19 protein-coding genes are annotated in these 25,576 nt (G+C 65.7%); 14 read left to right on the top strand and 5 right to left on the bottom strand.

The annotated features are described in order from the left end of the window. Positions 1-100: 100 nt before the first annotated feature. Complete coding sequence (gene purU / locus VIK36_RS06305) at positions 101-961, top strand: formyltetrahydrofolate deformylase (RefSeq protein ID WP_159632582.1); 861 nt, start codon at positions 101-103, stop codon at positions 959-961. Positions 962-1,001: 40 nt separating this feature from the next. Continuing rightward, a complete protein-coding gene (locus tag VIK36_RS06300) occupies positions 1,002-1,523 on the top strand; it encodes a gamma carbonic anhydrase family protein (RefSeq protein WP_324644535.1) in 522 nt (173 codons plus the stop codon). Here the strand turns inward: VIK36_RS06300 and VIK36_RS06295 are convergent. Both VIK36_RS06295 and VIK36_RS06290 read right to left on the bottom strand, forming a co-directional pair. Beyond that, the gene (locus VIK36_RS06295; protein ID WP_255174830.1) at positions 1,520-3,256 is read right to left on the bottom strand and encodes a flavin monoamine oxidase family protein; all 1,737 of its coding nucleotides are present in this window, start codon (positions 3,254-3,256) and stop codon (positions 1,520-1,522) included. The genes VIK36_RS06300 and VIK36_RS06295 overlap by 4 nt on opposite strands. After that, entirely contained in the window at positions 3,253-4,779 is a 1,527-nt protein-coding gene (locus VIK36_RS06290; protein WP_420716251.1) for an amino acid permease, read from the bottom strand. Before VIK36_RS06290 ends, VIK36_RS06295 begins: the two co-directional genes overlap by 4 nt. A 188-nt stretch (positions 4,780-4,967) precedes the next feature. Between VIK36_RS06290 and VIK36_RS06285 the strand changes: the two genes are divergently transcribed. Then, positions 4,968-6,584: a PucR family transcriptional regulator gene (locus tag VIK36_RS06285; protein WP_255174828.1), complete on the top strand. Its 1,617-nt coding sequence runs from the start codon at positions 4,968-4,970 to the stop codon at positions 6,582-6,584. Between the two features lie 10 nt (positions 6,585-6,594). Here VIK36_RS06285 and VIK36_RS06280 read toward each other — a convergent pair whose 3' ends face one another. After that, positions 6,595-7,455, bottom strand: a complete 861-nt coding sequence (locus VIK36_RS06280; protein ID WP_324645226.1) for a nitrilase-related carbon-nitrogen hydrolase — start codon at positions 7,453-7,455, stop codon at positions 6,595-6,597. A gap of 235 nt (positions 7,456-7,690) precedes the next feature. Between VIK36_RS06280 and VIK36_RS06275 the strand changes: the two genes are divergently transcribed. The 4 genes from VIK36_RS06275 (at position 7,691) to VIK36_RS06260 (ending at position 13,048) form a co-directional block, all read left to right on the top strand. After that, entirely contained in the window at positions 7,691-8,881 is a 1,191-nt protein-coding gene (locus VIK36_RS06275; protein ID WP_324644533.1) for an ROK family transcriptional regulator, read from the top strand. Positions 8,882-9,012: 131 nt separating this feature from the next. Further along, positions 9,013-10,569: a multiple monosaccharide ABC transporter ATP-binding protein gene (mmsA, locus tag VIK36_RS06270; RefSeq protein ID WP_255174827.1), complete on the top strand. Its 1,557-nt coding sequence runs from the start codon at positions 9,013-9,015 to the stop codon at positions 10,567-10,569. Positions 10,570-10,614: 45 nt separating this feature from the next. Beyond that, positions 10,615-11,901, top strand: a complete 1,287-nt coding sequence (mmsB, locus tag VIK36_RS06265) for a multiple monosaccharide ABC transporter permease (protein ID WP_324644531.1) — start codon at positions 10,615-10,617, stop codon at positions 11,899-11,901. Positions 11,902-11,950: 49 nt separating this feature from the next. Then, positions 11,951-13,048, top strand: coding sequence for a sugar-binding protein (locus VIK36_RS06260; protein WP_324644530.1), 1,098 nt, complete (start codon positions 11,951-11,953; stop codon positions 13,046-13,048). Positions 13,049-13,126: 78 nt separating this feature from the next. Here VIK36_RS06260 and VIK36_RS06255 read toward each other — a convergent pair whose 3' ends face one another. Next, positions 13,127-14,512: a pectate lyase family protein gene (locus VIK36_RS06255; RefSeq protein ID WP_255174824.1), complete on the bottom strand. Its 1,386-nt coding sequence runs from the start codon at positions 14,510-14,512 to the stop codon at positions 13,127-13,129. Between the two features lie 352 nt (positions 14,513-14,864). Between VIK36_RS06255 and VIK36_RS06250 the strand changes: the two genes are divergently transcribed. From VIK36_RS06250 to VIK36_RS06220, 7 genes are all read left to right on the top strand, one after another. Then, entirely contained in the window at positions 14,865-16,289 is a 1,425-nt protein-coding gene (locus tag VIK36_RS06250) for an ABC transporter permease (RefSeq protein ID WP_324644529.1), read from the top strand. A gap of 2 nt (positions 16,290-16,291) precedes the next feature. Then, entirely contained in the window at positions 16,292-16,999 is a 708-nt protein-coding gene (locus tag VIK36_RS06245) for an ABC transporter ATP-binding protein (protein ID WP_324644528.1), read from the top strand. A gap of 144 nt (positions 17,000-17,143) precedes the next feature. Beyond that, positions 17,144-18,214 carry a Gfo/Idh/MocA family oxidoreductase gene (locus VIK36_RS06240; protein ID WP_324644526.1) on the top strand — a complete coding sequence of 357 codons (1,071 nt, stop codon included), beginning with the start codon at positions 17,144-17,146 and terminating at the stop codon, positions 18,212-18,214. Positions 18,215-18,421: 207 nt separating this feature from the next. Then, positions 18,422-19,381, top strand: coding sequence for a hypothetical protein (locus tag VIK36_RS06235; RefSeq protein WP_255174821.1), 960 nt, complete (start codon positions 18,422-18,424; stop codon positions 19,379-19,381). Positions 19,382-19,471: 90 nt separating this feature from the next. After that, the gene (locus VIK36_RS06230; RefSeq protein ID WP_324644525.1) at positions 19,472-20,986 is read left to right on the top strand and encodes a hypothetical protein; all 1,515 of its coding nucleotides are present in this window, start codon (positions 19,472-19,474) and stop codon (positions 20,984-20,986) included. A 282-nt stretch (positions 20,987-21,268) separates the two neighbouring features. Continuing rightward, positions 21,269-22,570: a serine/threonine-protein kinase gene (locus tag VIK36_RS06225; protein ID WP_324644524.1), complete on the top strand. Its 1,302-nt coding sequence runs from the start codon at positions 21,269-21,271 to the stop codon at positions 22,568-22,570. Continuing rightward, positions 22,567-23,088 (top strand): hypothetical protein, encoded by a 522-nt coding sequence (locus tag VIK36_RS06220; protein WP_324644522.1) that lies wholly within the window; start codon positions 22,567-22,569, stop codon positions 23,086-23,088. Before VIK36_RS06225 ends, VIK36_RS06220 begins: the two co-directional genes overlap by 4 nt. Positions 23,089-23,175: 87 nt before the next feature. Here VIK36_RS06220 and VIK36_RS06215 read toward each other — a convergent pair whose 3' ends face one another. Then, a complete protein-coding gene (locus VIK36_RS06215) occupies positions 23,176-25,395 on the bottom strand; it encodes an NADP-dependent isocitrate dehydrogenase (protein ID WP_324644521.1) in 2,220 nt (739 codons plus the stop codon). Positions 25,396-25,576 lie beyond the last annotated feature (181 nt).

The raw sequence follows: 25,576 nt of genomic DNA, 5'->3' as shown, positions 1-25,576 counted from the left end.
CTTCGTGATTGCCGCTCCCTGGTGGTTAGCCACCCAACGCCAGTTGCGACCCTTCCAGCCTACCAAAACCGGCACCCGCGGCGCGGGTAGGCTATTACGCGTGAATCAAGAGCAGCTGAACCAAGCGTACGTCGTCACCCTGTCCTGCCCGGACCGCCCCGGAATCGTGCACGCCGTGGCCGGAGCCCTGCTGGTGGCAGGGTGCAACATCATGGACTCGCAGCAGTACGGCAGCCCTTCCACCGGCAACTTCTTCATGCGCGTGGAGGTGACCACTGCAGCACCCAAGTCCGAGCTGCGGGCGGCGCTGGAGCCGGTGGCGGAAGCGTTCTCCATGCAGTGGAACCTCGACACCGTCGGCGACAAGGTGCGCACCCTGGTGATGGCCAGCACCTCGGCCCACTGCCTCAACGACCTGCTCTTCCAGCAGCGTTCCGGCACTCTTCCCATTGAAATCCCCGCCATTGTCTCCAACCACCAGGACCTGGCAGGGCTCGCCGAGTTCTACGGCATCCCGTTCCACTACATCCCCGTGACCAGGGACACCAAGGTCCAGGCCGAGGACAAGCTCCGCGCCCTCATCGCCGAGCACGACATCCAGCTGACCGTCCTGGCCCGCTACATGCAGATCCTCTCCGACGAGCTCTGCACCGACCTGACCGGCAAGGCCATCAACATCCACCATTCGTTCCTGCCGTCCTTCAAGGGTGCCAAGCCGTACCACCAGGCGCATGCCCGCGGCGTGAAGCTGATCGGAGCCACGGCACACTATGTGACCGCAGCCCTGGACGAGGGTCCGATCATCGAGCAGGAAGTCATCCGCGTGGACCATGCGCGCACGCCCGAGCAGTTCGTGCAGATGGGCCGGGACGTGGAGGGCCGCACGCTGGTGCAGGCCGTGCAGTGGCATGCCGAGCACCGGGTGCTGCTGGACGGCAACCGGACGGTGGTCTTCAACTAGGTCGCAGCGGTTGGGTGGAGGGGTGGCTTAGGGTGAAGCCATGGCTCCTCTCTACCCTTTCGCCGGCAATTCCCCGGCTGTCCATGATTCAGCGTTCGTGGCCCCGTCGGCCTCGATCATCGGCAATGCCACCCTGGGCACGGACGCCAGCGCCTTCTACGGCGTCTCCGTCCGCGCCGACACAGCGGCCATCACCGTGGGCGCCGGAAGCAACCTGCAGGACAATGTGGTGCTGCACGCCGACCCCGGCTTCCCCTGCACGGTGGGCCAGCGGGTCAGCGTGGGGCACGCCGCCGTCGTGCATGGCTGCACGGTGGAGGACGACTGCCTGATCGGCATGGGCGCCACCATCCTCAACGGTGCCGTGATCGGCGCCGGCTCGCTGGTTGCGGCCGGCGCCGTGGTGCTGGAAGGAACAGTGGTTCCGCCCCGCTCGCTGGTGGCGGGCGTGCCCGCCAAGGTGCGCCGCGAACTCACGGATGAAGAGTTCGACGGCGTCCGCGCCAACGCGGCGCGCTACGTGGAGCTCTCGGCGAAACACCGCGAGCTCCACGCTGGCTAGTCGAGGCTGATTGGCCCGAACTGGTCCAGCAGGTCGCCCGGACCAGGGTTGCCCGGTGCCGATGACCCTCCCAGGTGTTTCACCACGCCCCACACCGCGTTCAGCCCGGTGGTCACGGCGCCCTCGGCCCAGCCGGCGGTGAAGGAGACGTCGTCGCCCGCCAGGAAAATGCCGCGCTGGGATTCCGGCAGCCTGTCCTGCTTGAAGTGCGTGAACAGCCGCTGCTGGTAGCGGTAATGCCCGGGCAGGTTCGCCTTGAAGGCGCCCATGAAGTTGGGGTCCGCCTCCCAGGACACGGTGATGGGCTGGCCCACGATGTGGCTGGCGATGTCAACGGTGGGGTAGATCTGCTCCAGCGAGTGCAGCATCAGCTCCACCCGCTCGTCGGCGTCCAGGGCCAGCCACTTAAGGGCGTCGTCATTCCAGGTGTAGGAGAGCAGGATGACGGCGGGCTGGTCCGGACCGTTGTCCAGCAGGTAGGTGGCCCGGTTGAGCCTGTCGGTCAGGGTCATCGACAGGGCCTCATGGCCCGTTGCGGGATCGATGTCCTTCCAGAAGGGCCGGTCCACCATGACGAAGGTCTTGGAGGACTGCATGTAGTGCGATTTCTCCATCGCGGTCCACAGTTCGGCGGGGAACAAGGCTTCCTCGGTGTGGATGCGGGTGGACAGCAGCCATGACTGGCAGGTGGTCACCACGGCCGGGTAGCTGGCCTCGCGGCCCCACCGTTCACGCACCCGCAGGTTTCCGTCCGGGTCCCGGCTGATCTTTCCGACCGCGCCGCGGGGCGAGCCGGAGTGCAGCGAGGCCAGGGAGGTGCCGGCGGGCCAGTGCACCATGTCCGACGGCGCGTGCTGCCACAGTGCCTCGGGCAGCCTCTGCGCTCCCCCGCGGATGAGCCGGTGCTGGTCGTCGGCATCCGTGTAGACCACGCGCAGGATTTCCAGGATGGAGTTGGGGAAATCGGTATCCCAGCCGCCGGTGCCAAACCCCACCTGGCCAAACGCCTCCCGGTGTGCGAACCCTGCCTTCTTAAAGGACTCGCTCGCGGCGATGAACCCGTAGAAGGTCTGCTCGTCCATGAGCGGGAGCAGTTCGTTCCAGAGTTCCTTGATCCTGGCCATGTTCCGGGCCTTGATGGCATCCTGCATCTCCGCGAACCTGGCGCCGTCGTTGACTGCGGCTTTCCAGGCGTCGGCCACTTCGCGGAAGAACGGCGGAAGGTCGCTTGGCTTTTCCGCGTAGTACTTCTTGCCTGCCAGTTCGATCACCGTGCTGGAAGTGGCCTCGGCAAGGGGGTTGGGGAAGTCCTGGGTCTCCAGGCCCAGCAGGTCCACGTAGTGGTAGAAAGCCTTGCCCGAGACTGGGAACCGCATCCCCCCGAGGTCAGCCACCACGCCGGGCGCTGCCGGGAAGTTGGCCGTGCGGAGCCGCCCGCCGATCTGGTCCGCTTCATAGACCACAGGCCGCAGCCCGAGTTTCATCAGTTCATAGGCGGTGACCAGCCCGGAAAGCCCGGCGCCGATCACGGCCACTTCCGTGCCGTACAGCTCCGGCGGGACTGCGCCCAGTCCGTCCGGGTGGTCGAGGTAGTGGTCGTAGCTGAACGGGAAATCGGGGTTCAACATAGTGATGGGCGCTGCCTGTCCCCCCGCGTCCCGCCCTGCCGCATCCGCCGGCGGCGTGGACGTGCTCGAGGGGTCGAAGGCGGGCAGTTCGGTGGCGATGGTCATGATTGTTCTGCTTTCACAGGTTCCTGGCTGGGGGCCTTGGCGGTCAGTTCACGGTAGTCGAGCTCGCTCAGGGCCGCTACCTTGGAGTTCCGGCGTCCATAGCCGAAGTAGATGGCGATACCGACGAGCATCCAGGCACCAAACACAACCCAGGTATCGGCGCCGAGGTTGGCCATCAGGTAGGCGCACATCAGCGTGCCCAGCACGGGGGTGGCAGGGTACAGCGGCACCCGGAAGCTGCGCTTCAAGTCCGGGCGGTTGCGGCGCAGGTAGATAACGGCCACGTTGACCAGCGCGAACGCGAACAGGGTTCCGATGCTGGTGGCGTCGGCCAGGGCGCCGAGCGGCACCAGCCCTGCGGTGAGGGCGACGGCGGTGCCCACGATCAGGGTACCGGCGGCCGGGGTGCCGGTGCGGGGTGAGACGCGGCTGAAGACCGGGGGAACCAGTCCATCCCGGGACATCGACATGAGGATGCGGGTCTGCCCGTACAGGACGGTGAGCACGATGCTGGCAATGGCCAGGACGGCGCCCACCGAGAAGACCAGCGCAATCCACGGCTGGTGCGTGGTCTCCTCAAGGATCTGGACCAGGGCGGCTTCGGTTCCGTCGAACCAGCCCCACGGGCGGGCGCCGATGGCGGCAACGGCCACCAGGACGTAGATGCTGGTGACGATCACCATGGACAGCAGGATGGCGCGGGGCAGGTCGCGCTTGGGGTTCCTGGCTTCCTCGCCGGCCGTGGAGGCGGCATCAAACCCAATATAGGAGAAGAACACCCTGGAAGCGGCGGCGGATACGCCTGCGGCCCCCATGGGCATGAGCGGCTCGAAGTTTCCTGCGTTGAAGGCGGTAAAAGCCACGGCGCAGAAGAACAGCAGGATGCCTACTTTGACGACGACGATGGCCGTGTTGATCCAGGCGCTTTCCCGAGCCCCGCGGACCAGCAGGACGGTGGCGAGCACGACGATGGCCACCGCCGGGACGTTCACCAGGCCGCCGTCGCCGGGAGGCTGCGACATCGCGTCGGGCAGCACCTGCCCGAACACGGCAAGCGTTTCGTTGACGTACTGGCCCGCGCCCACGGCCACGGCGGCCACGGAAACGGCGTATTCAAGGACAAGGCACCATCCGCAGATCCAGGCCATGCCCTCTCCCATGGTGGCGTAGGAATAGGAGTAGCTCGACCCTGCGGCCGGAACCAGGCCGGCCATCTCGGCGTACGACACCGCGGAGAGCAGCGCGGCCAGGCCGGCGATGATGAATGAAATCCAGATGGCCGGCCCGGCCAGCGGAACCGATTCGCCGAGGATCACCAGGATGCCCGTCCCCAGGGTGGCACCCACGCTGATCATCGTCAGGTGCAGAACGCCGAAGCTGCGCACCAGGCCGGTTCCCGCACCGGCACCTTCGGCTTCGCTGACCATTTGGCCTATCGGTTTACGCCGGAGCAACTGGGCCCGGAGGCCAGGCCGTCCGACGCTTGGCGCAATGGGTTTTTCGGTGGTCACAGGCACAGTCACCGTTGACGTCCCTTCAGAGTAGTTGTCGGTTTCCCCTCACCAACATTGGCATGTGAGCCAACTCTCAACCCGGTGCAAAATGACTTATAGTGATCCACCGTGAGACTTTATGCACAAACACAGCGGATCCTGCAATACGGCGCCTGCGGCCCCCGGGTGCGCCGGCTGCCGGAAGCCGGCCGACGCCGGTGCTAGCCACGACCGCTGAACCCGCGGAGTCCGGACGGCTGAGCTTCGTCACCCTCCAGCAGTTCCTTGACCAGCTGCCGCCGCTGCTGAAAACGCTCCACGACGGCGGCAGCGGCGGCCGTCTCCTGCGGTGGGTTGAACCCAGCGAACTGGAGGACCCCACACCCTACCTGCCCGAGGGTGAGTTCCTGCTCACCGCCGGGCTTCCCTTCCTGGGCGACGGCGGCACGCCGGCCAGGGTGGATGGGTATGTCCAGCGGCTGGTGGAGGCCAAGGTGGCGGCCCTCGGGTTCGGGATCAGGCCCTACTTCGATGCCGTCCCGGACGTGGTGCTGGACGCGTGCCGGCGGCACAACCTCACCCTGTTCGAGGTGCCTGAGTCGCTTCCGTTCGCGGCGATCGGCCTCCAGTTCTCACAGCTCCTGGAGACCGACAATGCCCGGGTTTTCCGACAGCTGGCGGAGACCAACCGGCAACTCATGCGGGCTGTCCTCTCACCCAGACCGGAGCATGAGCTGCTGGCCGCCCTGGTCCAGCGCGTGCCCGTATGGGCGGTCATGGTGGGGGCGGACGGCCGGGTCCGGGCACGCGGCACCAGTGCCGGCGGCAGCACCGCCGTCGAACTTTCCCTGCTCGAACCCATGCTGGAACGGCTGCTGTCCGGCCGCGGCCCGCGGGTGGAGATGGACGGCTTTGACCTGCCGGGCTCGGCGCTGGTGGTGGGCCACCCGCTGCGCAGCACCAAGGACGCCAATCTTGGTGCCCTGGTTCTGGGCTCCGACGTTCCGCTGACCCCTGCGCAGAACAACGTGGTCCAGTCCGCGGTCGGGTTGCTCGAGCTGCTGGTGCGGCAACGGACCAGCGGGTCACTGGCCCCGAGCCAGCTGGCCACCGCCGTCCTGCTGCACCCCGAAAGCCTCACCACGGGCGGCACCAAGCATGTAAACGGGCTCAAGGACCTGATGGCGCAGAGCCTTTCCTCCACCCGGTCCGCGCCCATGCGGGTTGTGCAGGGCATCAACGTGGAAGCACCCCATTGGCCGGCCGGTGACGGCCCGGTCCGGGAGCTGCTGCAGTGGCGCCGGATGCTCGACACAAAACTGGTGGAGATCACTGACTACGGGTTCGCCGCCGTGACCCGGCTCAGGGTGGATGATGCCCTGCTTGCCGATGTGGAGAAGCTCGGGTGGCGCCTGGTGGTCGGCGAACCGACCGAGCTCACGGACTTGCCCGCCGCCTACCAGCGCGCTACCTCCCTGCGCAGCCAGGTCCAGAGGAGCGGAGTGAGCATCCGGGCCGATGAGGTGTCCTGGTCGGTCACCGGACTGTTGGGCCGTGACGCCGGGACACTGCTGGCCCAACGCCTCCTGCGGCCGGTCCTGGCGCTGGAGCCGGACCGGCGCCATCCGCTGCTGGCAGTCCTCCGCGGCTGGCTCAGCGAGAACGGCAGCTGGGACGCGTCCGCCAAGCTGCTGGGCCTGCACCGGAACAGCGTACGGCGGCAGATCGGCGTCCTGGGTGAACTGCTCGAGATGGACCTGAACCAGGCACAGGTGCGGGCAGAGCTGTGGATTGCGCTGCAGTATGCAGACAACCTGGCAGGCAGGGCGGACTGACGGGCAGCGGCTACTCGCCGCTGCCCCCCGGGTGGCCCGGTTCCCGCAGTAGAGCTTCCTCCCACTCCCGGTACAGTCCGGGCCGGCGTTCCCGCAGGTACGGGACCTCATTGCGTGCTGCCCGGACGGCCTCCGCGCCCACCTCGGCAAACAGCAGCGCCGGGGCGTCGCCGGCCTCGGCGAGGAGCGTCCCGTCGGGCCCCGCCACCACGCTTCCGCCACCAAAGGCGTAGGCGTCCTCGGTTCCGCAGTGGTTGGCATACGCCACAGTGAGCTGGCTTTCCAGCGCACGGGCGCGGACAAGCACCTGCGGCACTGCCTCGAAGCCGGCCGACAATGCGGTGGGCACCAGGACCAGCTCGGCGCCCCGGGAAGCAGCCGCCCGTGCGGCCTCCGGGAACTCGATGTCGTAGCAGATCAGCAGTGAGGTACGGATGCCGTGGAAATCCACGACGGCGGGAGGTTCCCCGGCTGCGACAAATGCCTCGCGTTCCTCACCGCCAAAGAGGTGCACCTTGGCGTAGTTGAGGATCTCCACGCCGTAGGCGTCCACCAGGGTGGCTGAGATGTGCCATCCGGCCGCACCGGCGGACTTCGGTTCGGCGCCCACCGGGGCGGGCAGGCTGTAGACGAGCGCGATCCTGTTCCGGCGCGCAATGTCCGCCAGGCGTCCGCGGATGGCGGGGAGGGCCGCCGGATCCAGTTCGCTGCGCAGCCGAAGCGGGGCGTAGCCCACGGGAAACAGTTCCGGCGTGAGCAGCACGTGGGCGCCGGCCTGCGCGGCCCGGCGGGCGGCATCGTCCACGATGCGCAGGTTTGCCCCAATATCCAGGACCACCGCGTTCGCCTGCAGGACGGAGAGCAGCATCATTACCACCTTCTTCATGCCCGTCCACGGGAACGTGGCTGGGCTGGACTGTTTCCGCCTACCAGCCTAGCCAGCCCCAGACGGTGGATGACGGGTCGTTTGGACCCACCCGCACGCAGGCCGGGACGGAATGCACGGGGATTCGGTCGGAGCCCTGCGTACCGTTGCCAACTGCGTCCGCCGGAGTCATGCGTTAACTTCTTGACTACAAGCGCAGCGGTAGGGCAATCTTCTTAGCATGTCCGCAACTACGCGCTCAACGAGGAGCAAACCTAAAAATCCCGGATCGCAGTCCGCCCTGCGGCAGCTGAACCAACAGCGGATTATCGAGACCCTGATGGGCGGCCCGTCCACCCAGGCGGAACTGGCCCGGCAGACGGGGCTGTCCACCGCCACGGTCTCCAACATCGTCAAGATCATGCTCAATTCGGGCCTGGCATCCACCGAGCCGATCACCAGTTCCGGGCGGCGGGCACTGAACGTGCGGCTGAACAGCAACGGCGCCGTGGCCGTGGGCATCGACTTCGGCCGGCGGCACCTGCGGGTGGTCCTCGCCTCGCTCAGCTACCACGTCATCGCCGAAGAATCGATAATGCTCCCCCTGGGCCACCAGGCGGATGACGGTATTCAGGCCGCGGTGGCGGTGCTGGAGAAACTGTTGCGGGAAAGCGGGGTGGAGCGCTCCTCGGTAGTGGGCGCCGGCGTCGGCATTCCGGGCCCCATCGACCGCCGGACCGGGACGGTGGCCCAGGGCGCAATCCTTCCCGAATGGGTGGGCATCAACATCCTCCAGCACCTTGAGGAAACCTTGAGAATTCCAGTGTTTGTTGACAATGACGCCAACCTTGGCGCCTGGTCCGAGGTGACGTGGGGGCAGCACTCCGGGGTCAGCAACCTGATGTTCATGAAAATCGGATCGGGCATCGGCGCCGGCCTGATCCTCAACGGCGCCCCCTACTACGGCAACGTGGGAATCACCGGCGAAATAGGGCACGCGACCATCCATGAGCAGGGCCTGGTGTGCCGTTGCGGCAACCGCGGCTGCCTGGAAACCATCGCCTCCACCACCACCATGATCGAGCTCCTCAGCCGCGGCGAAGACCCTCCGATGACTCCGGCTGACATTGTCCGCAAAGCCCTGAACCGGGACTCCGCCACCCTTCGCGTCGTGGACGATGCCGGACTCGCCGTGGGCCGCGCACTGGGCAACGTGGCCAACCTGATCAACCCCGAGGTCATCGTGGTGGGAGGACCCCTGGCGGGCCTTGGCGACATCCTGCTGGACCCCATCCGCAGAGGATTGATCCGCCATGCAGTGCCGGTAATCGGTGAGACGACAACCCTCACCATGTCCTCGCTCGGCGACCGTGCAGAGGCCTTGGGAGCGGCCGCCCTCGTCTTCCAGCACGCCGGCATCCGGAAGCCCTAGACCATTTCGTTATCCGGTAATTGCGTTAAAGACTTGACGACAATAGCTGTGATCCAGTTTACTTTTGGTTCAGACGGCCCTGCGCTTTGCCGGCCGGACAAAGAAGTCATTGCATTGGAGGGTTAGGGTTCATGACGTCCCAGACCACGCACACGGATCCGGTCATCCTCGAGATGCGGTCCATCACCAAGGAATTCCCCGGCGTTAAAGCCTTGTCGAATGTGAGCCTTAGGGTGAAGGCCGGCGAGATCCACGCCATCTGCGGCGAAAACGGCGCCGGCAAGTCCACGCTCATGAAGGTCCTGTCCGGCGTGTACCCGTACGGAAGCTACGACGGCGACATCGTTTACCAGGGACAGGTCCAGCAGTTCCGGGACATCCGCGCCAGCGAGCACGCGGGCATTGTGATCATCCACCAGGAACTCGCACTGATCCCCGAACTGTCCATCATGGAGAACATCTTCCTGGGCAACGAACCCACCAAGCGCGGCGTGATCGACTGGGCCGAGGCCCGGCTGCGGTCCCTGGACCTCCTGGCGCGTGTGGGCCTGCGGGACGACCCCGACACCCCCATCAAGGAAATCGGTGTCGGCAAGCAGCAGCTGGTGGAAATCGCCAAGGCCCTGAACAAGTCCGTGAAGATCCTCATCCTGGACGAGCCCACCGCGGCCCTGAACGAATCGGACTCACAGCACCTGCTGGACCTGATGCTGGGCCTAAAGGCCAAGGGCATTACCTCAATCATCATTTCCCACAAGCTCAACGAGATCGAGCAGATCGCCGACTCCATCACCATTATTCGCGACGGCCAGTCCATTGAGACCCTTGACGTCAAGGCTGACGGCGTCGACGAGGACCGGATCATCAAGGGCATGGTGGGCCGCACCCTCGAATCCCGGTTCCCGGACCACACCCCCAAAATCGGGGAAGTGTTTTTCGAGGTCAAGGACTGGACCGTGGGCCACCCGGCCGTCCAGGACCGCCTCGTGTGCAAGGGTTCCAACTTTTTCGTCCGCCGTGGCGAGATCGTGGGATTTGCCGGCCTGATGGGGGCAGGACGCACGGAATTGGCCCGATCAGTCTTCGGAAGGTCCTACGGCAGGTTCGTAAGCGGCCACATTTACAAGGACGGCCGCGAGGTCACGCTCAAGAATGTCCGCCAGGCCATCGACGCCGGGCTGGGCTACGTCACCGAGGACCGCAAGACCCTGGGCCTGAACCTGCTCGACGACATCAAGACCACCACCGTGGCGGCGAACCTGAGGAAAGTCAGCCACAACTTTGTGGTCGACGCCAACCAGGAGTTCACGGTGGCGGAGGAATACCGCAAATCCCTGCGCACCAAGACGCCCTCCGTGGAGGAAGGCGTGGCCAAACTCTCCGGCGGCAACCAGCAGAAGGTTGTGTTGGCCAAGTGGATGTTCACCGATCCCGACCTGCTGATCCTGGATGAGCCCACGCGCGGCATCGACGTCGGGGCAAAGTACGAGATCTACGGCATCATTCAGCAGCTGGCCAACCAGGGCAAGGGAGTCATCGTCATCTCCTCGGAGCTCCCCGAACTCCTGGGCCTGTCCGACCGCATCTACACGATCTTCGAAGGCGCCATCACCGGCGTCCTGAACAAAGACGAGGCCACTCAGGAAAGCCTGATGAAGCTGATGACCTCCGCCCGCAAAGCCGCCTGACCCTCTGGCCCATTCCAGAACCTTCCGGACACAAGGACTGAAACCATGAACGCCCTCAAGAAGCTTTTTGGTGGGAATACCCGCCAATTCGGCATGATCTTCGCCCTGGTGGCGCTGATCATCTTCTTCCAGATTGCCACCCAAGGCCGGACGCTTACCTCCGGCAACGTCATCAACCTCTTCAACGGCAACTCCTACATCCTCATCCTGGCCATCGGCATGGTGCTGGTGATCATTGCCGGACACATCGACCTCTCCGTCGGCTCGGTCGCGGCTTTCGTGGGCGTCACCGTGGCCCTGGCTATCCGAGACTGGGGTATTCCCTGGTATGCCGGGGTCCTCCTCGGCCTGCTCCTGGGTGCCCTGATCGGTGCCTGGCAGGGCTGGTGGACCGCGTACGTCGGAATCCCGGCGTTCATCGTGACGCTGGCCGGCATGCTCCTCTTCCGCGGCTTCAACCAGTTCGTGGGCAAGTCCAACACCATCCCCGTCCCCTCGGACTTCCAGTACCTGGGCTCCGGCTACCTGCCCGAAGTAGGACCCAACATCGGTTACAACAACCTGACCCTGCTGCTCGGCCTTGCCGCCGCTGCCTTCGTGGTTGTCAGCGAACTCCGGTCCCGCGCCAGGGCCAAGGCACTCGGTGCTGAAGTTCCAGAAATGTGGGTCACCGTCCTCAAGCTGGTCCTCGTCTGCGCCGCCATTCTCTACGCCACATACCTGTTCGCCACGGGCCGTCCGGGCACGTCCTTCCCCATCCCGGGCCTCATCCTGGCCGTCCTGGTCCTGATCTACGGCTTCATCTCCTCCCGCACGGTCATCGGCCGCCACGTTTACGCAGTGGGTGGCAACCGCCATGCAGCAGAGCTCTCCGGCGTCCAGTCCAAGAAGGTCAACTTCCTGGTCATGATGAACATGTCCATCTTGGCCGGCCTGGCCGGCATGATCTTCGTCGGCCGGTCCACCGCATCAGGTCCGTTCGATGGTGTCGGCTGGGAACTTGACGCCATCGCGGCAGTCTTCATCGGCGGCGCCGCTGTTACCGGCGGCGTAGGCACCGTGATTGGGTCCATCATCGGTGGCCTGGTCATGGCAGTGCTCAACAACGGCCTGCAGCTCCTGGGCGTCGGCGCCGACCTTACCCAGATCATCAAGGGCCTGGTGCTCCTGATCGCCGTCGCCTTCGACGTCTACAACAAATCCCAGGGCAAGACCTCGATCATCGGCATGCTGACCAGGAACTTCAACCGTCCCTCCGGCAGTGGCCCGAGCAACCCGCTCCAGCCCGACGAGACCACCTCCACCAAGGAAGCGATCGCCAGGGAAGCCTGAGCTCGCGCGACCTGACCGAGTTACACACAACACAGAGAGAGAACCAACAATGCGAATGATTGGTAAAGCAGGGAAGGCCGCAGCGGTTGCTGCCATCGCAGCACTGGCGCTGACGGGCTGCGGCCGCTCGGAGTCCCCTTCGGGCGGAGCCAGCGGCGGCGCGGGCGGATTCCCGCAGGACTCGTCCATCGGCGTGGCACTCCCGCAGAAGACCAGTGAAAACTGGGTTCTGGCCGAAAAGCTCTTCAACGACGGCCTCAGCGGTGCAGGGTTCAAGGCTGACGTCCAGTTCGCCAACGGCGGCGTGTCGGAGCAGCAGAACCAGATCAGCGCCATGGTCACCAAGGGTGCCAAGGTCATCATCGTGGGCGCCATCGACGGCTCCCAGCTGGGAACGCAGCTGAAGCAGGCCAAGGACAGCGGCGCCACGATCATCGCCTATGACCGCCTGCTGCTGAACACCGAGAACGTGGACTACTACGTCGCTTACGACAACTTCAAGGTCGGCGTCCTCCAGGGACAGGCCCTGCTGGACGGCATGAAGGCCAAGAAGCCGACAGGCCCGTACAACATCGAGCTCTTTGCCGGCTCCCCTGACGACGCCAACGCCAAGGTGTTCTTCGACGGCGCCATGAGCGTCCTGAAGCCGAAGATCGACGACGGCACCCTCAAGGTCCTGTCCGGCCAGACCGGCTTTGAGCAGGCAGTGACCCAGGGCTGGAAGGCAGAGAACGCCCAGCGCCGTGCAGACACGCTGCTCACGGGCAGCTATGGCAGCGCAACCCTGGACGGAGTACTCTCCCCCAACGACACCCTGGCCCGCGCCGTCCTGACCTCGGTCAAGGCAGCCGGCAAGCCGATTCCTGTCATCACCGGCCAGGACTCCGAGGTTGAATCCGTCAAGTCCATCCTCGCGGGCGAGCAGTACTCCACCATCAACAAGGACACCCGCAAGCTCGTTGAGCACGCGATCACCATGGTCAAGGACCTCCAGGCAGGCAAGAAGCCTGAGGTCAACGACGACAAGTCCTACAACAACAAGGTCAAGACCGTTCCGGCCTACCTGCTGGAGCCGGTCATCGTGACCGCCGCCAACGTGAAGACGGCCTACAAGGACGATCCCGTACTCGGCCCGATCACCAAGTAACACCCTTTAGAACCAGCCGGTACGCCCGGCAACCGGAATGCCCGGTCCCTCGGTGGGGCCGGGCATTCCTGCGTGTGCTTATCGCTTGACGCTCAGCACCCCCGGTCCCGTGAACTGCAGGGCGTGGTTCCGGACGGCTTCCCGTGTTGTGAATGCCTTGTAGCTATATGCGTCATTGGGGTCCCAGCCAACATCTGTGGTGAAGTCCCAGCCGGTCCAGTCGGCGGCGGGAATTCCTGTCGCTTCTGCTTCAGTAAGAGCCTCCGCGCGGTGCTGCTCAAAAGATGCACGGGCTACGGCGTTCAGGTCGGCTTCCGAGCCATTGAACCAGGACCCAGTATCGCTGAAGCGGTTGCCGTTGTAGCTGCTGACCATGACGCTTTGGTCAGCTCCGGGCCCGGTGTACTCGAACGCATTCCGCTCGGAATAGATTCGTGATTCATATCCGGCGCCGAGGAAGTAGCTGTGCCCGCCTTGCCCTTCACTGATCATGGGGTACTCGGGATGATCCGTGCTGCCAACGAAGTAGTTGTTGACCACGTGGACCTGGCCGAAGCGTACGCGCGGACCGCGCTGCTGGATGTTCTCGAAAAGGTTCCCAATGTACGTGACACGAAGCTTCCCGCCGTCCTTATCCACATGCTCATCGCCCGAGCCCAGGAGCATGGTCTTGTCGTGGTTCGACAACCTGCTGTTGGAAACAGTGACGAAATTGGTGCCGTCCTTAAGATCCAGCAGTCCATCGTGTCGGTTCGCAGGCTTCCCACGGAAGCCCATGGGCGCCTCAATATCGGGGAACCTGCCGTCGGATAATTGGACGTGGTCTATCCAAACGTGGTCGGAGGTCACCGAAGAGACAGCATCAAAGCGCGCATTCCAGGCACCGTCACCGTCGTCGGGAGACCATGTGGTGAAGAAATCCACGGGCGCTTCAATGCTGAGGTTTCGAATCACCACGTTCGAGGAGTTGAGGATCACGATGTTGGCACCCACGAAGCCAGCGCCGCCATCCACCCCAACAAGGGTGGTGTTGCTTGGGATGCTGACCTCGATCTGCCGCTTCATGTTGTTGCTGCCCGTCTGGCGAAGCTGGCGCTGCTTTTTGCAGTAATCGAAGGTCTGGTCGCTCCACGCCTTGCCCTCCGGCCCGAAGCAGGACATGTACTTGGTGATGTCGTATCCGGACGCGTAGTCCTGCTCTCCGAGGATGCGGCCGTCCGGGGCCTGGTTTCCGTCGATGGTGCCACTGACGTAAACCACCTTCGGCGCTGTTGGCTCGCCATGGTTGGCGAGTGCAGTTCTCAGCCCGGCAAGTGTGCCCACCTCATAGATGTTTGCGGCAGGTGCGCCGGCGCCGCCCTTGGTACCGCTTCCGACGGCGGCCCAGCCAGTTGGTGCCCCATCATCGGCACGGATGATGCCGCCGCCGCCTGGAGCGGGCGTAGCCGGGGCGGGAGCTGCCATGGAAATTCCGAAGGCCAGCGCACAGGCGACGGAAGTGGAGATCGAAGCGACGCGCGGTAGGGACCGCTGCATGGTTGAGGAGGGTCGAAGCTTTTTCAGGGACGTCATTGGCCTGGTTTCCGGCATGCCAAATAGACCACATGCCTTGGTACGTGGTGCATCGGATGGGTTTACGCCTCCAGTCAGAAAACGCTTTCTGAGGAGACCCTTAATAAGTAGTACTCCTGTGACAAAGCTGTCAATAGTACTTCACAGCACACACACAGCTTTGGCCGGATTCCTGCACAGCATGCCCGGCGAGGGTTGGTGGGAAGCCGGCCTCCCGCGCCGGCACCTGAGCCATAGGAGTAACGTGAGCGTCCTTGCCCGAAGCGTAGGCAATGCCTTCAGAAACAAGGTCCGCACCGCAGCTGTTGTTGCGGTGCTGGCCGTCGCCATTGGCCTGGCACTGGCCATGCTGGTGGCGAACCAGGCAGTCGGGGCGAAAGTGCAGGAGCTTAACGCCTCCGTCGGCACCGTCCTGACCGTCAACCCTGCCGGCGGCCAAGGCTTCGAAGGCGGCGGCGAGCCGCTCACAGCCGACCAGGCAGCCACCGCCGCCGGCGTCCCCAACGTCAGTGCCGTCGTCGGGACCTCATCCCTGCGGCTGCGGAACACGGCTGCTGCCGCGGCACAGACGGCGCAGGCTGGACAAACCGCACCGGGCGGCCAAACCGGGCAGGCGGCCCCCGGCGGCCAGGCCGCGACCACCCTGACCACAAGCCTCACCGCGGCAGTGGATGCAGGCACCCTGGGCAACCGCAACCAGCAGGCCAACGGAACCACCGGATCCACCGGAACCACACAGCAGCCGGTCCGGTCCCTGCCGATCACAGCCACCGGCATCGGCGCTGAGGTGGACACCACGGGCAAGGCGCTGAACATTACGCAGGGCACCGGGCTGGGTGACTACTCGGCAGCCTCCACCGGAGCACTGCTGGGCACCACGCTGGCGGAGAAAAACAGCCTCACCGTTGGGTCCACCTTCACCATCAACGACCAGACCTACACGGTGACGGGACTGTTCGACGCCGGCACTGCCTTCGGGAACAACGCCGTCTACGTCACGCTCCCCACCGCCCAGACGCTCGCCGGGACACCGGGTGAACTGTCCAGCATGATCGTCACCGTCAACTCGATGGACAACGTCGCCACCGCCAAGACGGCCCTGCAGGCCGCCCTGGGCACCGGCAAGGCCGACGTCACCCAGGGGCAGAACCTGCAGACCGCGGTCAGCTCCCTGGACAGCGTCAAGAACATCTCCTTCATCGCCTTCATCGCCGCCCTCGGAACCGCCGGACTGATCATCCTGCTCATCATGGTGATGCTGGTCCGCGAGCGCCGCCGCGAAATCGGCGTCCTGAAGGCCATCGGCGCACCCAACCGCACCATCGGCCTGCAGTTCGTCCTCGAAGCCCTGGTCCTGGCGGCCCTGGGCAGCGCAGTGGGCGCAGCCATCGCATCCTTCGCCAGCGGCGGGATCGCGTCCGCCCTGATCAGCAGCAACACCACCAGAACCACTGCCACCACGGGCCGCGGGCCCGGCGGGGCAGGCGGCTTCCAGGGCGGCCCCTTGGGTGGCGCCACCCAACTGCTGAACTCGGTCACCGCGAGCGCATCACCCGGCGTCATCGCCGGTGGCATCGCCGCCGTGTTCGGCGTCGCCATCATCGGCGCCCTGGTCCCCGCGCTGCTCACCGCGCGCATCCGTCCCATCGAAGTCCTGCGAGGAGAATAGCCATGATTGAAGTCAAGAACCTCGTCCGCACCTTCAACTCCGGTGACCGCACCATCAAGCCGGTCAACGACGTCAGCTTTGTCCTGGAGCAGGGCACCCGGGCCTCCATCGTGGGCAAGAGCGGCAGCGGCAAGAGCACCCTGCTGTCCCTGCTGGGCGCGCTGGACAAACCCACCAGCGGGGACGTCGTGGTGGACGGCGTCATCCTGGCAAGCCTGCCTGACACCAAGCTGACGGAATACCGACGCCGGGACATCGGCTTCGTGTTCCAGCAGTTCAACCTGATCCCCAACCTGTCCGCCGTGGACAACGTCATGCTGCCCATGGAGTTCGCCGGGGTCCGCAAGGCCGCCCGGCTGCAGCGCGCCAAGGACTTGCTGGAACAGGTCCAGCTTGATCCGTCCAAGCACGACCGGCGGATCAACAGGCTCTCCGGCGGCGAGCAGCAGCGCGTGGCCATTGCCCGTGCCCTGGCCAATGAGCCGAAGCTGATCCTGGCCGACGAGCCCACCGGCAACCTGGATGAGCAGACCGGCGACCACATCATCGAGCTCCTCAGCTCGCTGAGCCGCGACCACAACACCACCATCCTGGTGGTCACCCACGACAAGGTCCTGGCGAACAAGACCGACCGCCGGTTCCGCCTGCAGCAGGGCAAGCTGACGGAAGAGCCGGTCCGGGGACGGAGCGCCGTCGTCGCCACGGCCTGACCCGGAGAAACCTGGCCCGGCAGGGCCGGCGGCGGGGGGAACGCCCAACGTATCCTCCCGCCGTCGGCCTCTTCCCGCTGCCCGCCACCGCACAAAGTGCGGAATTCCGGGGCCGTCCGGCGGCCCTGTGACAGGATTGCAGCTATGACTGCTCCGATCGCAAAGCCGTGGCTTTCCACCCAGCCCAACCAGGATCCCCGGTCCGCCACCGGGGCTCCCCTGCGCTGGGGAATCATCGCCACGGGCAGCATTGCCCGCGCCGTCTCCCAGGATCTCGCGCTGCTTGATGATGCCGAACTGTACGCGGTCAGTTCCAGGGCGCAGGACAGCGCGGACGCGTTTGCCGTGGCGTATGACTTTTCCAAGGCGTACGGGGACGACGGCGGGGTGCCCGGCTACCAGCGGCTGCTCGCCGATGACGCCGTGGATGTTGTGTACGTCGCGACGCCGCACGCGCAGCACCACGAGATGGTTCTCGCCGCCCTCAACGCCGGCAAGCACGTGCTGTGCGAGAAGGCTTTCACCATCAACGCCCGGGAAGCGGCGGAGCTCATCGAGGTGGCGCGCAGCCGGAAGCTTTTCCTCATGGAGGCGGTCTGGAGCCGGTTCCTGCCCTCGATGCAGCGTGCCTTCGAAATCGCTGCTTCCGGAGAGCTGGGCGACATCCATTGGGTGACCGCTGACCTTGGCTTCCCGGCACCGTACTCCCCCACCGCGAGGCTGTGGGCCCGGAAGGACGGCGGGGGCGCACTGCTGGATCTGTCCGTCTACCCGCTCCTATGGGCGCTCGGCACGCTCGGCTTCCCGCAGACCGTGAGCGCCACAGGCTTCGTCAACGACGACGGCGTCGATGCGCAGAACGCCCTGAGCCTTGGTTACGGCCACGCCGCCCAGGTCCAGCTCACCTCCTCCCTGTTGGCCCACGGACCCCGCACTGCCACGGTGGCCGGCAGCCTGGGCTTCCTGCAAAGCGTTGGTTCCATCAACAACCCCCGCGAACTCGTCATCGCCAAGGGGTGGGAGGATCGCCGGACGGAGACCTTCGACGTCGTGGGAAAGGGCTACGCCTACGAGCTGCGCGAGGTGATGAGGTGTGTCCAGCAGGGGCTGACCGAGAGTCCGGTCATGCCGCTTGAGGACACCCTGAACACCATGCGCCTCTTCGACGGTGTGCGCGCCCAACTCGGAGTGACCTACCCCAACGACAGCCACTAGCAGGATCCTCAAAGGCGGCGTACGACGGCGGCGGGCAGCTCTTGCCCGAACGTCAAGTCACCGTGACGGCCCGGTTCTGCCATTGACAGTTTCTGCGTCCGTTACCGGCATTTGTAAATTCCCTTGAGTGAATGCTGGACTTCATGCGATAAGCAGTCTTAGCATTTAGAAAGCATCGATTGCGCCGGTCACTGGGGGGTGGTACGCATGGCTCGTAGTAGTTCTCCATGGCATGCCCTGCGCCCGGTGCTCCTGGCAGGAGCGGCCGCGGCCACCTGGTTAACCCTTTCATCTACGGCTGCAACTGCCGATGCCGGGACCGATTCCACTTCACTGCTCGGTGGCGTTACCAGTTCGGTGTCGTCCCTGAGCCATGATCTTGCGGCTACGGTTTCACCCGTTCCTGCCGCCTCCACGACTGGACCCGCCGAATCCCCCGGGCTGCTGCAGCCTGTCGTAACGCCGGTTGCCGGCCTCGCAGACGACCTTATTGCCGCCGTTCCCGTGGTGGACCAGCTGGTTCCGGCCGGAACTGTTTCCGAGGTCTCGGCTCCCCTTGTTGAGTTGGCCGATACCGTGGCTGCCGGTGTGGCCCAGGAAGTTGCAGCCCCTGCAGCCGAGACGGTTCCGGTCCTTGAGCCGGTGCTCCAACCGGTTTCAGATCTTTTGACCGGCGCTGCCCCGTTGCCCGTCCCGCCTTTGGATGCCGTGCAAGTGGATGTCCCCACCGAAGCAGTCCCTGCTCCCGCCCAGGATCAGCCCGCAGCCGTGGAAGATGCGCCGGATGGCATGGTCACGGCCCCGGAATCTGACCAGGCTGTTGAGTCGTCATCCGCCTCACCCGCAGCCCACAACGGTACGAGCATGGAACCCTCGGGCGCGGGCATCCTGGCCCATACGGCGGCGCCGCAGTTCGAGGTATCCGCGACGGCTGGCTCTGTTGCAGAGCAGCCCCTGCCGGACCCCTTGCCCCTGCCTGCCCAGGCTCCCGCAGCCCCGGCGTCCGGCACGGGCAGCGGAGGATCATCGGGCGGCACATCCCCTGCCGCCGCGTGGTTCAACCCCTTCTACTTTGACTTTGACCGGGCCGGGAGTGTTCGCGCCGACCGGTCCCCCGAGCATGCCCCTGCGCCGGTGTCATTCGACCCCGGTTCTTCCCCTGACTAGTTGAGGCCCTCTGCCCTCCCGAGGGCAGCACGCGGCTTTACGGGCAGCTGTCCAGCGCCCGGACACTCAACTATTTCAGGAGTAAACACCATGAACTGCACTCTTCGCAGAGGGCTGCTGAGCACCCTCTTTGCCGGCGGCCTCCTGGCCTTCGGCTGCGCCACCGCCAACGCGGCGGACACCACCAGGGGGACGGACCTTTCCGCCTCCGCCCTCATCTCGGCGGCGGCACCCGCTGACTCGACATCGTTGGGCCTGCTGGGTGACCCAACGCCGTCCGGATCAACAGGTGTCGCCGCCGCAGTGGACGTCAACCTGGGGCTGGGGACTGTGGCGACTACTGATCCTGCAACCAGCGGCAGCGGAGTGACGGACGGCACCACGGCGAACCTCGCCGTCAGCGCCACCGTGGACCTCGGACTCGGGACCGTGACAGCCACCGATCCCGCCACCACCGGCACCACCGACCTGGCAGCGGCAGCAGACGTCAACCTCGGACTCGGCACCGTGGCGGCTACTGATCCTGCAACCAGCGGCAGCGGAGTGACGGACGGCACCACGGCGAACCTCGCCGTCGGCGCCACCGTGGACCTCGGACTCGGGACCGTGACAGCCACCGATCCCGTCACCACCGGCACCACCGACCTGGCAGCGGCAGCAGACGTCAACCTCGGACTCGGGACAGTGACAGCCACCGATCCCGCCACCACCGGCACCACCGACCTGGCAGCGGCAGCAGACGTCAACCTCGGACTCGGCACTGTGGCGACTACTGATCCTGCAACCCCCGGCACCGGGGCTACAACAGGCACCACCGACCTGGCAGCCGCGGCAGACGTCAACCTCGGCCTCGGGACTGTGACCATCACCGACCCCGCCACCGCCGGCACTGGTACTACGGACGGCACCACGGCAGACCTCGTGGTCGATGCAGCCGTAGGCCTGGGGCTGGGCGGCCTCACAGATGGTGACGCCACCGGAGCCGGCAGCACGGTGGACGCAGCCCTCGACATCACCCTCGGGGCTGTCACTAACGGTGACACGGCAGGAGCCATCGATGCAGCCGCAGACCTTGGTGCTGCTGTGGGCGCCGGGACTGCAGACGGCAGCGGCCTGGATGCTGTTGTCGATCTTGGCGTTGACCTCGGCATCGGGCTCGGCGGCGACAACACCACGGGCACGCCGGGAACATCAGGTCCCGGCTCCACCCCGGGCGACGGAACCACGGGCGACACCGGCACCCTTGATCCGGGAGCAGTTGATCCCGGAACAATGGATCCCGGCACCAGCACCCCGGGCTCGGACACCAGTGGCGACAACGGCGCTGGTAATGGCACCACGGACGGTGACTCCAGCGGGGGCACCGGTGATACGGGAGCAGAGGGCTTCACGGCAGCACCGGCCGGCTCAACTGCGGTGGGCGGGGCAATCGCCACCGTGACGGTACCCCGCGGCACCCCGGCCGGCGGCAATGCTGCCCTTGCCAACGGAGGCGGTGCCCACACCGGCCTCGCCAACACCGGTTGGGACGGATCACTGGTCCCCCTCGCCCTGCTGCTCCTGGCCGCCGGACTCCTGGCGCTCCGCAAGCGCAAGGTGTCCTAACTTCACCCGCAACAGGAAACGCCCGCAGCGAGGCGCCTGAAGCGGCAGCGCTCAGCGGGCTGACGGAAGGAGGACACCAGCCCGGAAACGAAGCAACGATACAAAACATGTCATCAGCACGCATGTCCTTGTAGCCAATGGTCCGGCGGTGGAGGTAGACGCTTTCACCGCCGGGCCGTCGGCCTGCCGCCACGGGAAAGACCCCGGTCAATCGCCGGTTCCACCTCACCGCCCGTATAATTTGAGGTACGACAGTGCCGCAGCGCACCGGGAGGAACGGTCATGGTGGCGGAATCGCCTAGCTCCATCAAGAATGAAGTTGTCGGCGGTCGCTACCGGTTGGGTGATGTCATTGGCCGCGGCGGAATGTCATCGGTGTACTGTGCGCGGGACGAAAACCTGGGCCGCGATGTGGCGTTGAAGCTCTTCGCCCCGCAGGCCCCGGACGCGGAGGAACTCAAGCGCCAGGAAGCGGAAATCCAGCTCCTCGCCACACTCAACCACCCCGGCCTGGTAACCCTCTTCGACGCCGGTATCGATGACCGCATTCCGGATGAGCCCCGGCCTTTCCTGACCATGGAGCTCGTGGAGGGCCAGGACCTGCGTGCCCGTATCCGGCACAGCAGGGTACCCCTTGAAGAGCTGAGCGTCATCGGCGCAGGCATCGCCGACGCGCTGGCCTATGTGCACGGCCTGGGCATCATCCACCGCGACATCAAACCGGGCAACATCCTCCTGGTCCAGATCCGGCCAGGCGAGCCACTGCGGCCCAAGCTCACGGACTTCGGCATCGCCAGGATTGTCGATTCTACGCGGCTCACGGCCACGGGCACCATGGTGGGCACCGCCGCCTACCTCAGCCCGGAACAGGCCCTGGGAAAGCCGCTGTCGTCAGCCACGGACATCTACTCCTTCGGGCTGGTGCTGCTGGAATGCATCAAGGGCACCGTGGAATACCCCGGCAGCGCCGTGGAATCCGCGGTTGCCCGGCTCCACCGCGCCCCGGAAATTCCCGACGACGTCCCCTCCGAATGGGCCGACCTCATCCGTTCCATGACCACCATCGAGCCGCTGGAGCGGCCATCGGCCGCCGACATAGAGACCGCCCTCCGCCAGGCGTTGGTTTCCCCGGCCTCAACGCCCGGAGAACTGGCGCCGGAGACCACGCGGGTACTGCCGGCCATGCCCTTCCACCCTCCGACCATCACTGCCGAAGAATCAGTGGATGAAGTCCGGGAGGCAGCTGAGGCCACCGGGGCCATGGCTTCCGGGTCCTCTGACGATCCGTCGGCCCAGGCTCCTGCAACCGCATCTGATCCTGTGCCTGAATCTGATCCTGTCCGGCAATCCGGTTCCGGGACGGCAGCCGCCCCCTCCCCGGCCAAGGCCTCCGGCAAGCCCCGCCTGTCAAGGAACCAGCGGATCTGGCTGGCCGTAGTGCTCGCTGCCCTGGTGATCGCCGCAGCCGCTGCCGCGGTGCTGATGAGCATCACCGCCCGGCCCGCCGACGTCGTCCCTTACCCCACGGTGACGGGCGTCCTGGGCGACCACCTCCAGGAACTTCAAAAGAGCGTGGCGCCGTGAGCCTGCGGCAGGGTGTGCCGGGCCGGCTGTTGCTGGCCTGCACCGCGGCCCTGCTGGCTGCCACCGTCCTTAACGCCTGCGCCGCCCCCGGGAGCGGACTGCAGCGCCAAGCGGCAACACAGCTCCAGGCACGGGTCCTTGAGGTCACCCAGGCTTCATCCCAAAACGATCCGGCAGCCGCGCTGAAGGCACTGGAGGGTCTGGAAGCGGACCTTTCAGCTGCCCAGGCAAAGGGCCAGGTCTCCGAAGAGCGCCGCCGCAGCATCACCACGGTGGCCACTGCCGTCCGGGCAGACCTCACTGAAGCGGTTGCCGCGCAGGCGGCGGCCGCGAAGGCTGCAGAAGACGCCCGCGTTGCCGCCGGCCAGGCAGCACAGGACCCCTCCCCCGCACCTGCGCCGCAGCCAGCTCCCGAAGTGGCACCGGCACCGGCACAGGCACCGGCACAGGGCAACACCGCCGGCAACGGAACGGACGGCGGAAAGAACAACGGCGACAAGGGCAAAGGCAAGAACTGAACCCGCGCCCGACAAGGCGACAAAGCAAAAGAAGCGGTGCTCCGGTGGAAACCGGGGCACCGCTTCTCTCTGCCTTACCAGCCGGTATTAGGCCAGGCTGGCGATGACTTTGTTCAGGGTGGCGGAAGGACGCATCACGGACGAAGCCTTGGCGTCGTCCGGGCGGTAGTAGCCCCCGATGTCCACAGGTGAGCCCTGGACCTCGGCCAGCTCGCCCACGATCGTTTCCTCCTGGGAGGAAAGCTCCTTGGCGACCGAGCTGAACGCGGCGGCCAGGTCGGCGTCGTCGGTCTGCTTGGCCAGTTCCTCGGCCCAGTAGCGGGCCAGGAAGTAGTGGCTGCCACGGTTGTCGAGCTCACCGGCGCGGCGGCTCGGGGACTTGTTCTCCAGCAGGAACGTTCCGGTGGCGCGGTCCAGGGTGTCGGCCAGGACCTGGGCGCGGGCGTTGCCCGTGGTGGTGGCCAGGTGCTCGAAGCTCACGGCCAGGGCCAGGAATTCACCCAGGCTGTCCCAGCGGAGGTGGTTTTCCTTGAGCAGTTGCTGGACGTGCTTCGGGGCCGAGCCGCCGGCGCCGGTCTCGAAGAGTCCGCCGCCGTTCATCAGCGGGACCACGGAGAGCATCTTGGCGCTGGTGCCCAGTTCCAGGATGGGGAACAGGTCCGTCAGGTAGTCGCGGAGCACGTTGCCCGTGACGGAGATGGTGTCCTGGCCCTTGCGGATGCGTTCCAGGGTGAAGGCAGTGGCCTTGACCGGGGCCATGATCTGGATGTCCAGGCCCTCCGTGTCGTGGTCCTTCAGGTACTCGTTGACCTTGGCGATCAGGTTGGCGTCGTGGGCGCGTTCCTCGTCCAGCCAGAACACGGCAGGGGTCTGGGAGGCGCGGGCGCGGGTGACGGCCAGCTTGACCCAGTCGCGGATGGGGGCGTCCTTGGTCTGGCAGGCGCGCCAGATGTCGCCCTCGGAGACCTCGTGCTCGATCAGGACGTTGCCGGAGCCGTCAACGATCTGCACCTTGCCGGCTTCCTGGATCTCGAACGTCTTGTCGTGGCTGCCGTATTCCTCAGCCGCCTGTGCCATGAGACCGACGTTGGGCACGGTGCCCATGGTGGTGGGGTCGTAGGCGCCGTTGGCGCGGCAGTCATCGATGACCACCTGGTAGATGCCGGCGTAGGAGCTGTCCGGCAGGACTGCCAGGGTGTCCGCTTCCTTGCCGTCCGGGCCCCACATGTGGCCCGAGCTGCGGATCATGGCGGGCATGGAGGCGTCCACGATGACGTCGCTGGGGACGTTCAGGGTGGTGATGCCCTTGTCAGAATCCACCATGGCCAGGGCGGGGCCGTCTTCCAGGCCTTTCTTGATCAGGTTCTGCACGCCGTCGCGGACGTCTTCCGGCAGGTCCTCGAGGCTGCTGAGGATGGCGGCAAGGCCGTTGTTGGGGCTGATGCCAGCGGCGGAGAGCTGCTTGCCGTAGGTCTGGAACAGTTCCGAGAAGTAGGCCTTGACCACGTGGCCGAAGATGATGGGGTCCGAGACCTTCATCATGGTGGCCTTCAGGTGCGCGGAGAACAGCACACCTTCTTCCTTGGCACGGGCAACCTGGGCCTTCAGGAACTCGTCCAGGGCGGCGGCGCGCATCACGGTGCCGTCGATGACCTCGCCGGCCAGGACGGGGAATGCCTTCTTCAGGACCTTCACGGAGCCGTCCTCGCGGACCAACTGGATGGCGATCGTGCCGTCTGACTCGATGACCACGGACTTCTCGTTGGAGCGGAAGTCGTCCTGGCCCATGGTGGCCACGTTGGTCTTGGAGTCAGCGGTCCAGGCGCCCATGGAGTGGGGGTTCTGGCGTGCGTAGTTCTTGACGGACAGCGGGGCGCGGCGGTCCGAGTTGCCTTCACGCAGGACCGGGTTCACGGCGGATCCCTTGATCTTGTCGTAGCGCGAGCGGACGGCGGTTTCCTCGTCGGAGGAGGGGTTGTCCGGGTAATCCGGCAGGGCGTAGCCCTGCCCCTGCAGCTCGGCGATGGCCGCCTTCAGCTGCGGGATGGAGGCGCTGATGTTGGGCAGCTTGATGATGTTGGCTTCCGGCGTCTTCGCCAGCTCACCGAGTTCAGCAAGGGCGTCACCGATCTGCTGCTCCGGGGTGAGGTAGTCACCGAACACAGCAATGATGCGGCCGGCGAGCGAGATGTCGCGGGTCTCCACCTCCACACCTGCAGTCGAAGCGAACGCCTCGATGATGGGCAGGAACGAATAGGTAGCCAGCATCGGCGCTTCGTCGGTGTGGGTGTAGATAATCTTGGACATGCGCGGGCGTCTCCCTGTGGGTCGGCTTGATTGTGAAAAATTCGGTCTATTTCACCATGTACAACTTACCCGAGGACATGGCGTTGAACCGTACCGGAGTCCCAGCGTTACCCCGGCGGTGAGCAGGATTACAGCGATAGAGAACGGCCGACGGCGGGACACGCCCGGGTGCCGGGGCCAC

The sequence above is a fragment of the Pseudarthrobacter sp. LT1 genome (assembly GCF_035621795.1).
Taxonomy (GTDB): Bacteria; Actinomycetota; Actinomycetes; order Actinomycetales; family Micrococcaceae; genus Arthrobacter.
The sequence above is the reverse complement of the archived record's forward strand: the minus strand, read 5'-3'. Positions and strand labels throughout refer to the sequence as shown.